The sequence below is a fragment of the Corallococcus aberystwythensis genome (genome assembly GCF_003612165.1).
Classification (GTDB): Bacteria; Myxococcota; Myxococcia; order Myxococcales; family Myxococcaceae; genus Corallococcus; species Corallococcus aberystwythensis.
The window spans coordinates 1-13,198 of the sequence record NZ_RAWK01000044.1 but is presented as its reverse complement, the minus strand read 5'-3'; the positions used below and the strand labels follow the sequence as shown (position 1 = coordinate 13,198).

The 13,198-nt window shown below is 67.8% G+C and carries 10 protein-coding genes; 6 read left to right on the top strand and 4 right to left on the bottom strand.

Features of this window, described 5'->3' with window-relative positions:
* Positions 1-73: 73 nt before the first annotated feature.
* The 5 genes from D7W81_RS09550 to D7W81_RS09530 all read left to right on the top strand — a co-directional run bounded on the left by D7W81_RS09550 (position 74) and on the right by D7W81_RS09530 (position 9,859).
* A complete protein-coding gene (locus tag D7W81_RS09550) occupies positions 74-4,048 on the top strand; it encodes a hypothetical protein (RefSeq protein ID WP_244227095.1) in 3,975 nt (1,324 codons plus the stop codon).
* Between the two features lie 185 nt (positions 4,049-4,233).
* Entirely contained in the window at positions 4,234-5,445 is a 1,212-nt protein-coding gene (locus D7W81_RS09545; protein WP_120555028.1) for an acetyl-CoA C-acetyltransferase, read from the top strand.
* A 34-nt stretch (positions 5,446-5,479) separates the two neighbouring features.
* Entirely contained in the window at positions 5,480-7,657 is a 2,178-nt protein-coding gene (locus tag D7W81_RS09540; RefSeq protein WP_120555027.1) for a 3-hydroxyacyl-CoA dehydrogenase NAD-binding domain-containing protein, read from the top strand.
* A 244-nt stretch (positions 7,658-7,901) separates the two neighbouring features.
* A complete protein-coding gene (locus tag D7W81_RS09535) occupies positions 7,902-8,879 on the top strand; it encodes a hypothetical protein (protein WP_244227094.1) in 978 nt (325 codons plus the stop codon).
* 59 nt (positions 8,880-8,938) lie between these two features.
* Entirely contained in the window at positions 8,939-9,859 is a 921-nt protein-coding gene (locus D7W81_RS09530; protein ID WP_120555025.1) for a diiron oxygenase, read from the top strand.
* A gap of 28 nt (positions 9,860-9,887) precedes the next feature.
* Here D7W81_RS09530 and D7W81_RS09525 read toward each other — a convergent pair whose 3' ends face one another.
* The 4 genes from D7W81_RS09525 to D7W81_RS09515 all read right to left on the bottom strand — a co-directional run bounded on the left by D7W81_RS09525 (position 9,888) and on the right by D7W81_RS09515 (position 12,948).
* Entirely contained in the window at positions 9,888-10,493 is a 606-nt protein-coding gene (locus D7W81_RS09525) for a hypothetical protein (RefSeq protein WP_147445408.1), read from the bottom strand.
* Between the two features lie 103 nt (positions 10,494-10,596).
* A complete protein-coding gene (locus tag D7W81_RS09520; protein WP_147445407.1) occupies positions 10,597-11,127 on the bottom strand; it encodes a hypothetical protein in 531 nt (176 codons plus the stop codon).
* A 47-nt stretch (positions 11,128-11,174) separates the two neighbouring features.
* Positions 11,175-11,690 (bottom strand): hypothetical protein, encoded by a 516-nt coding sequence (locus D7W81_RS41895; protein WP_147445406.1) that lies wholly within the window; start codon positions 11,688-11,690, stop codon positions 11,175-11,177.
* 13 nt (positions 11,691-11,703) lie between these two features.
* On the bottom strand, positions 11,704-12,948 hold the full coding sequence (locus D7W81_RS09515) for a hypothetical protein (RefSeq protein WP_120555022.1): 1,245 nt from the start codon (positions 12,946-12,948) through the stop codon (positions 11,704-11,706).
* Positions 12,949-12,991: 43 nt separating this feature from the next.
* Here D7W81_RS09515 and D7W81_RS42955 point away from each other — a divergent pair.
* Positions 12,992-13,198 (top strand): hypothetical protein (locus tag D7W81_RS42955; RefSeq protein ID WP_208721231.1); only part of this gene is annotated, 207 nt, incomplete at its 3' end.

The following is a 13,198-nucleotide window of genomic DNA, read 5'->3' as shown; positions in this document are numbered from 1 at the left end:
GGGGCCGCTCCGTATCGAATCGGAACGGCCACCCGCAACCCTCCACGGTGGCCCAACGAGGGGGAGTTCCTTCATGCAAGTGATTCAGGAAACGCCGTTGACGGGAGAGGTGCGCCCGCGCGGGACCACCAGCCGACGCTGGCTCGCGGGCATCGTGGCCGCGCTGGGCCTCTGGGGCTGTGGTGATGCCGTCGACGCGCCCGAGCCCACCGCCAGCCTCCAGACCGCGAAGGAGGGCCTGACGTGCTCGCCCGCGGACATCGCCACGGGCGAGTGGGCCTGTACCGGCCAGTTCACCTACAGCCTGGAGTGCTACACGCAGCAGTCCTCCGCGGCGTGCGGCGAGGACACCACGCCCAAGACGTGCACCTCCTACGGCACGTGCCGGCACGCGGACTTCGGGCAGGAGCGCATCACGAAGCAGGTGGTGTTCCCGCTGGACGCCCGCTTCGACTTCTCGTGCGAGCCCCAGGCCCAGAACTACCTGATCGCCAACGTGCCGGTGTCCTCGGATCGCGTGGGTGTCACCTGGACGTGGTTCATTGGAGCCCAGCCGGGAGGCGAGGAGTCACTCGTCGGCGGCACCCTCAAGCGCGGGAGCACCGGCGGCGCGGGCGTGGGCCGGGACTACTGCTACATCACCTATTCGAACTACCCCACCGGCCAGTTCGCGATGCGCACCGGCCCCCAGTGCGGCACCACGGAGGCCGCGTGCACGGTGGCCTGCCAGAACCCGAAGACGTGCCAGGTGAACGGCGCCTGGGTGACGGACGCCACGCAGTGCGGAACGATGACGGGCCCGTGCGGCGCCGGCAGCGGACCGAAGCTCTACAACACCTGCCGCGACGCGGCCCACGGGCTGGCACCGGACGCGGACTGCGGCGCGGGCTTCGTTGACGGTCAGGCCCCCGGCGGCTCCACGCTGGCGCAGGTGCAGGCGCAGGCGGCCGCGCAGTGGGCGGCGTCCGGCAGCCAGGGCGCTCCCGTCTATGACGCGCCCATCACCTGCTCGGAGTGCAGCCACACCTTCTCGCTGTCCGCGCAGGAGCTGAACCGGCGCGTGTACGCGGCCATCGCCATGTCCCGGCAGCAGCCCAAGCTGAACCTGCTGGCCGGCGCGGCGTACACCCTCGCCCGCGACAACCCGGCCCTCACGCAGGCAGAGCTGACCGCGCACCTCAACACGCTCTCCACCGCGCTGGGCACCTACGCGTTCGACCCCGCGAAGGACGGCGCAGGCCCGATGATGCGCGTGATGCTGCGCATGCTCGTGAAGGCCGAGCCCACCCTGCCCGCCACGACCGTTCCCGGAAAAGCGCTGAGGGCCCACGCGCGCGCGCTGCTGGCCAGCATGCAGAACGGATTGGACACGCCGCAGGGGCTCGACAACACCTACTCCCAGGTGGAGCGCTACGCGGAGGCCTCCGCCTTCACCGAGGAGACCTGGAGCAAGCTGTACGACCTGGCGCAGGGCAACGTCGCGCTGGCCGGCGCGGTGAACAGCGGAGGCATTGGCGCCGGCGTGGGCGTCCACACCGTGCACACCACCGCGCAGATGCTGACCGCGAACCCCCTGGGCCCCCTGGCGGGCTTCGTCCTGCCCCGTCTCGTGAACGGCCGGCTCATCACCACTCCGAACGAGGCGCGCACCTTCATGGGGACCGCGAGCACCGCGGGGCTCAACGCCATCCAGGCGTACTCGGACATGCTCAACAACCTGAACGTCGCGGAGCAGGCGTACCGGTCCGCCCTCGCGCTGAAGAAGCCCACGCCGGCCTCACTGGCGGGAGGCGAAGGGGCGCCTGCCGCCGTGGATGCCTCCGCGGAGGAGGCCGCGCTCAAGGCCGCCATCGCGACGGCGAAGACGCGCGGCACGGAGCTGAAGGACCAGCTCAACGGCGTGCGGGAAGGCGTCACGACGGGTCTGGGCATCATCTCCCAGCTCTTCAGGCTGGATGGGACCGAGGGGTCCGTGCAGTTCGCCAACGATCTGGTGAAGTTCACCCAGGCGCTCAACACCACGCTGGAGGCGGTGTCGAAGTACGCGGAGAGCTCCATCAAGATCGCGGAGAAGGTCGCGGGCGTGCTCAGCCTGGGCGAGAAGGGCTTCCAGATCGTCAGCGCCGCGGTGTTCAGCGGGCAGATCATCAGCGCGGTGTTCCAGCTCTTCTCCCTCCTGCGCAAGCCGGCGGAGCCGCCCATCGAGGCGGTCATCCTCGCGGAGGTGCGCAAGCTCCACCAGCTGGTGGAACAGATGCAGGGACGGATGCTCAGCCGCTTCGACCGGGTGGATCGCAAGCTCCATGACATCCACACGGACATGCTGTCGCGCTTCGCGCTGGTGGACTGGAACCTGGGCCAGGTGAACCAGAACGTGGAGGAGGTCCAGCAGTCGCTGTACGCGCTCCAGGCGGACCTGAACCGCGTGGACCAGAACATGTACGCGTACTTCGAGGACATGAAGGACGACTACTTCACGGGCTCCGCGTGGCTGTACCTGGGCTGGAACCGCCGCTACCCCGTGCCCCTGGACCCCGCCGGGTTCGCCGACGCGGAGGGGGACTTCTCCCTCTGGGGAGCGCACGACGCGAAGGTCTCCACCATCCTCGCGGGCGTGGACGGACGCGGCGCCAACGCCGCCATCAGCCCCGCGGATGAGCTGGCCTCCACGGCCATCTCCCACAACATCAACTACCTGCGGGAGTTCCCCCACCAACTGGGCCAGCCCATGCTCGCCACGGGGCGGCTGTCCAGCCCCAAGGACTGGATGGCGGGCGCGGAGGCATACGCGCAGCTCTTCGAGGAGCAGCCTGCGCATGGCGCCGCGATGCTCTCCACACGGCACGGAATCCTCATCAACGCCGGCACGGAGCTGGACACGGCGTTGAGGGGAATTGGCAAGCCGCTGTTCGCCGCGCTGCACACGCGCTACACGGCGGACTGGGCCACGCTGAAGCTGCTGCTCGAGCAGTCGGAGACGCTGTGGCGCAACGACCCCAACCGGGGCATGTACGGCATCGACCTGTGGGGCGCCCCGGAGCAGGAGCCGGCGACGCACGTCCTCAAGCAGGGGGACAAGCCCGTCGTGCCGTGCGCGGGCGGCCAGTGGGGTGACTACAACGGAGATGGCGCGGCGGACGTCCCGTACGTGGACCCGGCGCGCTGGAACCACGACGTGCTGCGCCCGCTGCTCATCGCGGACAACATGAACGTGGACCAGGCCTCCATCGACCTGTGCGGCGAGGGCAGCTGGCAGCTGTACTCCGAGGTCTTCACCGGCCTGGGCGGCCTCTACGAGCGCAAGTACCGGCTGCAGTCCAACGTCTACGTCCGCTACACGTACCGGGACGCCGCCACGAACACGGTGAAGTCGGAGAAGATCTACGGCCACATCTTCACGGGCGGCCAGGAGTTCGTCGTCCTGGTGCGCGGCGCGGACCGGCCCACGTACAACCCCAACAACACCCAGAACCCGCAGGAGTGGATGGCGAAGCGCTGGGGCTACGTGCAGGGCAACATCGCGCCCACGACCTACGCGATGGCGGACGCGCTGCGCACCAGCGTGCGCGCCCGGATGGTGCAGGAGCTGAAGAGCCAGCAGAAGCAGCTCTACGGCTCCATCTCCACGCGGATGGCGCAGGGCGGTGACCCGCTCCAGGTCCAGGCGAAGCAGCTGACGGGCACGTGGCTGGCGTGGCAGACCTACGTGGCGCTGGCGCTGCCGCTGTCGGTGGAGCACGACGAGCACCTGCGCGGCCTGCTGTACGGCGACGACTCCGTGCTGTCCGGCTACGACACCCTGCTGAACGTGGAGGTGGCGCCGGTGATGAACGACGTGCAGGACATGTACTCGTTGTTCAGCCTGGCCGCCGCCCCGCCCGCCTCCAACATCCTGACGGACCTGGCTCCGGCGGTGACGTCGCGCGCGGACCGGCTGAAGGCCGCCGTGGACGCCTCCCTGGACGCCCAGGCCACCTCCGGCGGCCCGGAGGCGAGCGCCTGGACGGAGGCGACGCTGCTCCGGCTGCGGCTCAGCATCCCGCAGTGACGCGAAGCCACACTTGAAGCAAGCACGGGCCGCGGGGAATTCCCCTCGCGGCCCGTGTCATTTCCATCACCACCCGCGCGGTGAGTGAAGGCGATGGAGGAAATACACCCATCCCCCATCTGTTCGCGGACACGCGAGTCCCCCGGTCCCTGTAGCGTCCTCCCCTTCTCACAAGGAGGCTCCCCGTGAGCCAGGAAGCATTCATCTTCGACGCCGTCCGTACCCCTCGCGGCAAGGGCAAGAAGGGCGCCCTGCACGGCACCAAGCCGGTGTCGCTGCTCGTCGGCCTGGTGGACGCGCTCAAGCAGCGCCACCCGAACCTGGACCCGAAGCGCATCGACGACCTGGTGCTGGGCGTCGTGTCCCCCGTGGGGGACCAGGGCGCGGACATCGCCCGCACGGTGGTGCTGGCCGCGGGCCTGCCAGACACGACCGGCGGCGTGCAGCTCAACCGCTTCTGCGCCTCCGGGCTGACGGCGGTGAACCTGGCCGCGCAGCAGGTGCGCTCCGGCTGGGAGCACCTGGTCCTCGCGGGCGGCGTGGAGAGCATGTCCCGCGTCCCCATGGGCTCGGACGGCGGCGCGTGGGCCATGGACCCCGCCACCAACTACGACACCTACTTCGTGCCGCAGGGCATCTCCGCGGACCTCATCGCCACCATGGAGGGCTTCACCCGCGAGGACGTGGACCGCTACGCCGTGCGCTCCCAGGAGCGCGCGGCCCACGCGTGGGCCAACGGCTACTTCCAGAAGTCCGTCGTCCCCGTCGTGGACCAGAACGGGCTCGTCATCCTGGACCGCGATGAACACATGCGCCCGGACTCCACCGTGGCCTCGCTGGGCCAGCTGAACGCGTCCTTCACGGCCATGGGGGAGATGGGCGGCTTCGACGCGGTGGCGCTCCAGAAGTACCACGCGGTGGAGCGCATCCATCACGTGCACACGCCGGGCAACTCCTCCGGCATCGTGGACGGCGCGGCGCTGGTGCTGGTGGGCTCGGAGCAGGTGGGCAAGGCGCTGGGCCTCACGCCGCGCGCGCGCATCGCCGCGGTGGCCACGTCCGGCGCGGAGCCCACCATCATGCTGACGGGGCCGCTGCCGGCCACCCGCAAGCTGCTGGACATCGCCGGCCTGACGGCGAAGGACATCGACCTCTTCGAGCTCAACGAGGCCTTCGCCTCCGTGGTGCTCAAGTACCAGAAGGACCTGGACATCCCGGACGAGAAGCTCAACGTCAACGGCGGCGCCATCGCCATGGGCCACCCGCTGGGCGCCACCGGCGCGATGATCCTGGGCACCGTGGTGGACGAACTGGAGCGCCGCAAGGCGCGCCGCGCGGTCGTCACCCTGTGCGTCGGCGGCGGCATGGGCGTGGCCACCCTCGTCGAGCGCGTCTGAACCCCTCCCCTTTCAAAGACATCCGAGCGAACCCATGAGCGAACAGAACACCCTGCGCTGGGAACAGGACTCAGACGGCATCGTCGTCTTGACGATGGACGACCCCTCCCAGTCCGCCAACACCATGAACGCCGCCTACGTGAAGTCCATGCGCGCGGCGGTGGACCGGCTGGTGAAGGAGAAGGACACCGTCACCGGCGTCATCATCACCTCCGCGAAGAAGTCCTTCTTCGCGGGCGGCGACTTGAACGACCTGCGCAACGTGAAGAAGGAGGATGCGAAGCAGGTCTTCGACCTGGGCCAGGAGATCAAGGCGCAGCTGCGCACGCTGGAGACGCTGGGCAAGCCCGTGGTGGCGGCCATCAACGGCGCGGCGATGGGCGGCGGGCTGGAGATCGCCCTCGCGTGCCACCGCCGCATCATCGCGGACGTGAAGGGCGCGCAGGTGGGCCTGCCGGAAGTGACGCTGGGCCTGCTGCCCGGTGGCGGCGGCGTGGTGCGCACCGTGCGCATGCTGGGCATCACGGATGCCCTGATGAAGGTGCTGCTCCAGGGCCAGCGCTACCGCCCGCACGAGGCGAAGGAGCTGGGGCTGGTGCATGAGGTGGTGGCGTCCGTGGACGCGCTCCTGCCCGCGGCGAAGGCGTGGGTGAAGGCGAATCCCAGCGCGCAGCAGCCGTGGGACCAGAAGGGCTACAAGATCCCCGGCGGCACGCCGTCCCACCCGGGGCTCGCGGCGAACCTGCCCGCGTTCCCCGCCAACCTGCGCAAGCAGCTCAAGGGCGCGAACATGCCCGCGCCGCGCGCCATCATGGCCGTGGCGGTGGAGAGCACGCAGGTGGACGTGGACACCGCGTTCACCATCGAGTCGCGCTACTTCACGGAGCTCGTCGTCGGCCAGGTCGCGAAGAACATGATTCAAGCGTTCTTCTTCGACATGCAGCACATCAACTCCGGCGGCGGCCGTCCCAAGGGCTTCCCGCAGCACACCGCCAAGAAGGTGGGCGTGCTGGGCGCCGGAATGATGGGCGCGGGCATCGCGTACGTGTGCGCCAAGGCCGGCATCGACGTGGTGCTCAAGGACGTGAGCCTCGCGTCGGCGGAGAAGGGCAAGGGCTACTCCGTCAAGCTGGTGGAGAAGGCCGTCCAGAAGGGCTCCACCACGAAGGAGAAGGGCGACGCGCTCCTGGCGCGCATCACCCCGGCGGAGGACCCGGCCGCGCTCGCGGGCTGCGACCTGGTCATCGAGGCCGTCTTCGAGGACGTGAAGCTCAAGCACAAGGTCTTCCAGGAGATTCAAGGCGTGGTGGCCCCGGACGCGGTGCTGGGGTCCAACACCTCCACCCTGCCCATCACCCTGCTGGCGGAGGGCGTGTCCCGGCCGCCGGACTTCGTCGGCATGCACTTCTTCTCCCCCGTGGACAAGATGCCGCTGCTGGAGCTCATCGCCGGCAAGCAGACGAGTGACGCGACGCTGGCGAAGGCCATCGACATCGCGGTGCAGATTGGCAAGACGCCCATCGTCGTCAACGACAGCCGGGGCTTCTTCACCAGCCGCGTGATTGGCACCTTCCTCAACGAGGCCATCGCCATGGTGGGCGAGGGCATCGCGCCCGCGTCCATCGAGCAGGCGGGACTCCAGGCGGGCTACCCCGCCGCCCCGCTCCAGCTGGTGGACGAACTGACGCTGACGCTGCCCCGGAAGATCCGCCAGGAGACGAAGGCGGCCGTGGTGGCGGCGGGCCAGCCCTGGGAGGAGCACAGCAGCTACGCGGTGGTGGACGCGCTGGTGGACCAGCACGGGCGCAAGGGCCGCTCCACGGGCGGCGGGTTCTACGACTACGCGGACGGCAAGCGGACCCAGCTCTGGCCGGGGCTGACGCAGCACTACACGAAGCCCGGGTACACCATCCCCTTCGAGGACATGAAGGAGCGGATGCTCTTCGCGGAGGCCCTCGACACGGTGCGCTGCTTCGACGAGGGCGTGCTGCGCTCGGTGGCGGACGCGAACGTGGGCTCCATCCTGGGCATCGGCTTCCCGCCGTGGACCGGCGGCGTCGTGCAGTACATCAACGGCTACGAGGGACCGTCCGGCACGGGGCCGCGCGGCTTCGTCGTCCGCGCGCGCCAGCTCGCGGAGCGCTACGGGAAGCACTTCCTGCCGCCCGCGTCGCTCGTCGCGAAGGCGGAGCGCGGTGAGCTGCTCGAGTAGCCCCTCTCCCCCATGAGGGGGTCCCAACCCGCGGGAGCGTGCGTCCTTCGAAACTCGCGTCACGCTCCCGCCGCGGTGGCGGCCCAGCCCCATTCGCACCACTGTTGAGTGGTTCACGGGTTTTGCATTCCTGGCCGGGTAGACCTGTCCAGGTCGGTTCAACCCCTCACGTCAGGGTAGAGGATTGCGGGAGCCGCGCTCGTTAGGCTTCGCAGTCGTCGCAATGCCCTGTGGGGGGATTCACATGAAGACACAGACGTCGAGCATGGGCCGTGCCGTGGCATGTGTATGCCTGGGGTTGTTTCTGGGCGCGGGAGGCTGCGCCGGAAGCGAAGAGGATGCGTGGGCGCCACTGGAGCAGGGCGCGCTCGCCCAGGAGGTCATCGCGACCAACGGCCTGTCCACGAACGGGCTCTCCACCAATGGCTTGTCCACGAACGGCCTGTCCACGAATGGCCTTTCCACCAACGGGCTCTCCACCAACGGACTGGCGGCCAGCTCATTCACGGCCTGGTTCAACGGCAACGCATCCGTCGAGTACTCCGACATGGTGATGCGGTATGTCGTTGCCTGCGCCCTGCCCGCTGGCCAGACACGCGTCTGGACCCATCCCACCACGGGCGTCACCTATTCCTGGCCGGGCCGCCTGGGTCTGGCCACGGCCTGGGCCCAGGGCGCCGCCGCCACGGTGGCTGAACAGCAGCGGATCTCCGCCTGCCTCGCCGCGCATGTGAACAAGTACGGCGTCTCGGTTCCCATCTCGGTCCGGGGCCGCGACTCCACGGGCGCCGCCATTCCCATGGCGTCCGGCGAGGCCGCGGACTACCCGGAGAAGGAGGCCTGCTTCTTCGGCAACCTGTTCACCGGCGAGGGCGTCTTCGTCGGCAGTGACCGCACCCTCAAGAAGGCGGAGAGCACCCCCCGGGGCTGCGCGCTCTCCGCGAAGAACTCCGGTGAGAACACGGGCTGTGCCCCGCTCCAGCACGTGGGCTCGTGCTCGAGCATCTGCACCCGCGATGCGACGCACACCTTCTGGGAGCGCTGTGTCATCAACGGCGTCTCCTACCAGCCCCTCACCACCCAGCTGCGCTCCCAGGACATCTACACCTGCGGGGACGGCGTCTGCCAACTCACCGAGTCGTGTGGCACGGGCAAGACCTACGACAGCTGCGCCGCGGACTGCTCGACCTGTGGCGCGAGCGCCAACCCAGGGAGTCCTTGAGTTATCCTTGACGGCTCCACGGATTGACTGGAAACAAAGAGCAACTGTCTGATGGGGGAATGCTCAATCAAACCCCGGAGTACCAGTCCTGTATCCAGAGTTCCGAGCGGGTGTCCTGGCGAATTGATGAGCTGTTGCCCAAGGACACCGTGCTCGATTTCAGCCACCGCTTCCTGTCGGATGCGCTGACCGGGACGGAAGCCATTCCCTTCCTGAGCACGGAGGAGCGGCTGCTGCTGAATCAGATCCGCTCCAACAGCTATGCCCACCTGTTCCTGTTCCTGGAGGAGTACGCCGTCGCCCTGGCCTCCCAGCGCGCCGGACTGGAGCTGCACGGGAACGCGACGCACATGCGCGCGCTCCTGCGCTTCACCGAGGAGGAGCTGAAGCACCAGCAGCTCTTCGCGCGCTTCACCGACGCGTTCGCGAAGGGGTTCAAGGTCGCCCCGGCCCTGCTGGACAACCAGGTCGAGGTGGCCCGGGCCATCATGGCGAAGTCGAACCTGGGAGTGCTCATCTTCAACCTGCACATGGAGCTGATGACCCAGCAGCACTACCTGGAGACGGTGCGCGGGAACCAGGACGAGACGTTGGATCCGCTGTTCTGCAACCTGCTCAAGCACCACTGGCTGGAAGAGGCGCAGCACACGCGGCTGGACTTCCTGGAGGCCCAGAAGATCCTCGCCGGGGCGCCCGATGCCCTGGACGCGGCCCTGAACGAATACGCGGAGCTCCTCCAGGCGCTGCGGGGGACCCTGAACGCCCAGCTCGCGCTGGACCTCCAGACCCTGGAGAAGGCAGCGGGGCGCACGTTCACGCCCGAGGAGCGCCAGCAGCTGTCAGAGGCCCAGGAGCGTTCCTACGTCTGGGGTTTCATTGGAATGGGGATGAAGGCGCCCCTCTTCCTCTCCCGCCTGCGCGCGCTCTCCCCCGTGGCTGAACAGCGCGTGCTGGAGCTGGCCCCGACGTATTACGCCTGAGCGGCGGGGCCCTGCCCTGCGACGGCCGTCAGAGCACGCCCGCGGACGCCTTCGCCTGCGTCTTGGCGAAGACCTCCCGCAGGCGGGTGGCGACCTTGGGCATCACGTCCTCGAAGGCGAACTCGGTGGCCTGGCGCAGGGCCTCCTCTCCCGCGAACGCCCCGCCCATCCACGCCGAGGCCGCCTTGCTCTTCTGGGACTCGCCCTCGAACAGGTCACTCACCTGGACGGCGTCCTGGCTCCCCCGGGAGCGCACCGTCAGCTTCAGCTTCGACACGAAGCCACCGCCGTTGACATCGAAGAACTGGATCTCCGGGACGATGAGCACGTCCGCGTCACCCAGGTCGTCGGGGCTGGAAGCCTCCTGGACGGACTGGAAGACGGTGCCCATCATCTGCGGGAAGCTGCGCGTGAGCGCTTCGCCAATGGAGATGTTCCAGGTGTGCGCGGCCCCCAGGACGAAGTAGTTGTCCGAGTCGATGCGTTCCTTCTGCTCGGGTGAGATGAAGTAGCGCGCACGCAGCGCCAGCGGCGTCCCAGCGTTGGACATGGGCGCGGGGCTCGGCCGCACCTGGTGGGTACAGCCAACCAACGCGAGCACCGCGAACAAAGGCAGAAGCAGGGTCTTGGACATGGCGGTGTCATAGCCCACACATCACGCCACGCCCCATCCTCCCCAAGGACGATTTCCCTCCGAACCCATGGGTGCACCGCCACCCAGACGCCTGACGAGGTGCCTAGCGGAAGTGGCGGCCGAAAATGAGGTTGGCGGTGACGCCGTCGTCCCGGCGCCAGGCGAGGTGGGCCATCGCGCCATCGACGCGCATGAAGATCTCGCCGAAGCCGTCAGCCTCGGGGTGGCGCGTGTCGACGAAGATGTTCTCGCAGCAGCCCAGCCAGGCGAAGGGGTTGTAGGTCCCCGGGGTGTGATCCGGGCGCCGGAACCAGTCCAGGGACACGGGGCCGCCCAGGATGGGGCGAGAGGAGGCGCCGGGGATGTAGCGCCGTCGCTGGATGCTGCCGTAGTAGCGCAGCAACTCCATGGCGGAGGCGTGGTAGCCCTGAAGCACCGGAAGCCCGAGCCGCTCCAATCGCTCACGGACTTCAGGGGCCTGCGCCGCGTCCAGCAGCCCTTCCGAGTCCAATGCAATCAGGAGGAAACGGCGCCGCGCGGACACGGTGGCATGCTCATCGGCCGTCTTCGCCTGAGCGGCGAGCGCATCCAGTTCCGCGACGCGCGCCTCCAGGTCCTTCCATTCATTGTCCATCACGGCGTCCACGGTGCCCCCTCGTCGAAACCGCGTCTACACCCGACTCAATCATACTCATCTAATTCCGTCACATGGATAATGGCGCCGTCAAAATCCCTCTCAATCCTGCGGACTGCCCGTCTCCCTTCGTCATACTCAATCTCCCAGGACCGATTGAATTCACGCTTCGGGCTGAACCAGAGGGTTTTGAGTTCACGATTGCCATCCGGGCTCGACCACTCCTGAACGAATTCTCGAAGCAAGCCGGCCTCATCATAGCGTTGGCTTTCCTGCATCAAAAGTCCGTCCACCAGCGCTTTCGGTCCGATCAGCCAAAATGGAACCTGCCCATATCGTGCGTGGTGCTGTTCTAGCAGTGCAGGACCAAGCTGAGTGCGATCATGGTAGTCCACTTTCAGCACCTCGCCATTTCCAACCAGTTCGGCACGTTCAAGCCGGCCATCGCAATACCAAACAGACTTATAACCTTTGCGCTCAAAAGCAGGAAGCTCCTCGGGCGCCAATTCATGAGCATCCGTATATGGCCACATCAAGAAAAACCTCTGCAACATCGCTCCCACGCCTCACCTCAAATCAAAAGCGAATGAATGGTCCCAAGTCAAAAGCGTCAGCACTGCTAACGAGCGACACATCGATCGAGATGCCTTCTCCTGCGATCCCACGGGCGGCCTGCGAAAATGACGCCTCCATTTTCCTAGACATTCCGCCCCAGACGACATCAAGCAAGCGCTCTCTCCACCATTCACTGTTGATATGCGCCTTGGTCTCTCTATCGAAAATCAATTCCTTCCCATCTGCCAATCTCACCCGCAGACGCAAACGAATCGCCTCATACGTGACGGCATCCACGCGCACCGCGATGTCGATGTCCTTCGCGGGTGACTTCGTCACCGCGCCGCCCTGGACCACCACGTCGTCCGTGGGCATGCCGTACTCCTTGAGCAACGCCAGGAGCTTGGACTTGAACACGTCAAACGACGCCTTGTCCTTGAAGCCATACGGATAGCCCCGCGCCTGCGTCTCCTGCGCGCCCTTCAGCCGTGTCTCCACGTACTCCGCCACGTTTGGCAGTTCCTTCGCCCCCGCCAGCCGCTCTGCAATCTGGTTGCTCGGCTTGCGGAAGTGCTTCACGTAGTAGACGCGCAGGATGTCCATCACGTCCCGAGGTGACTTCACCGCCAGGGCCTTGATGCGCTCGAACTCGGCGCCGCTTGCTCCCGTCAGCGCTCTCAGCGCGTCGTCTCTCGCGCTCCCCGTGCCCGCCAGGGCTTCCTCCGCGAGCTCCCGGGCCCGGTCGTGCCGCGTCTGGACCTCCTTCACCAACTCCGGTGGGGCCCCTGCCTCCGTCAGCAGGCCCAGCTTGCGCTCCAGGTGCGCCGGTTCGTCGAGCCCCATATTGCTCAGCACCTGGTCCACCTGCGCCCGCCGGCGGGCCATGGCCACCGCCCCTTCCGAGCTGCCATTTCGCGCCTGCTCCTGCTGCAGCCGCTGCAGTTCCCGGTAGAGCGCTCCCATCTCCTTCGCCGCAGCCCGGTCGTGCGACGTGGCCTCCGCGCTCCCTGCCCCCTCCTGGAACACCCCCGCGCGCATCTGCGCGTTGATCTCCTCCTGCGTGGCGTCCGGGTGGCGTTGGACGATGTCCGCGATCTCCGCCAGCTCGTGCCCGATGCTGAAGCGCAGGTCGTCCGAGTGGGTGAGCTTCGCGTGGATTTGAATCTCCGCGTGAAGGCCCGGGGACCTCCGCCCTCTCCTGGGGGATGGCCGTCTCGGTGACCACCCGGTCCGCCTTCTTCCCGGTGAGCTGTCCTCCCGTCTCATACGTCCCCAGCCCCTTGATGCCTCCCAGGCCGGTGCTACTCGCGTGCGCGGCCTCCGCCTGCCCCCGCATCCGCAGCCCCTGCATCACGAGCGAGCTGCCCACCTGGATGCCCGCGTCCCGCAGCGCGCCTCCCAGCAACTCCATCGTGCGCGCCAGCCGCAGGCCGGGCGGCAGTGCCTCCAGCGCGGCCAGCTCCTGCACCAGGCTCGCGGACATGAGGAGGACGCCCAGCCCGTCGGCCCCCAGCCC

Excerpts from the sequence above, each read along its gene's own strand:
- D7W81_RS09550 (WP_244227095.1), top strand. The coding sequence starts at position 74 with ATGCAAGTGATTCAGGAAACGCCGTTGACGGGAGAGGTGCGCCCGCGC.
- D7W81_RS09540 (WP_120555027.1), top strand. The coding sequence starts at position 5,480 with ATGAGCGAACAGAACACCCTGCGCTGGGAACAGGACTCAGACGGCATC.
- D7W81_RS09535 (WP_244227094.1), top strand. The coding sequence starts at position 7,902 with ATGAAGACACAGACGTCGAGCATGGGCCGTGCCGTGGCATGTGTATGC.
- D7W81_RS09530 (WP_120555025.1), top strand. The coding sequence starts at position 8,939 with ATGCTCAATCAAACCCCGGAGTACCAGTCCTGTATCCAGAGTTCCGAG.
- D7W81_RS09525 (WP_147445408.1), bottom strand. The coding sequence starts at position 10,493 with ATGTCCAAGACCCTGCTTCTGCCTTTGTTCGCGGTGCTCGCGTTGGTT.
- D7W81_RS09520 (WP_147445407.1), bottom strand. The coding sequence starts at position 11,127 with ATGGACAATGAATGGAAGGACCTGGAGGCGCGCGTCGCGGAACTGGAT.
- D7W81_RS09515 (WP_120555022.1), bottom strand. The coding sequence starts at position 12,948 with ATGAGACGGGAGGACAGCTCACCGGGAAGAAGGCGGACCGGGTGGTCA.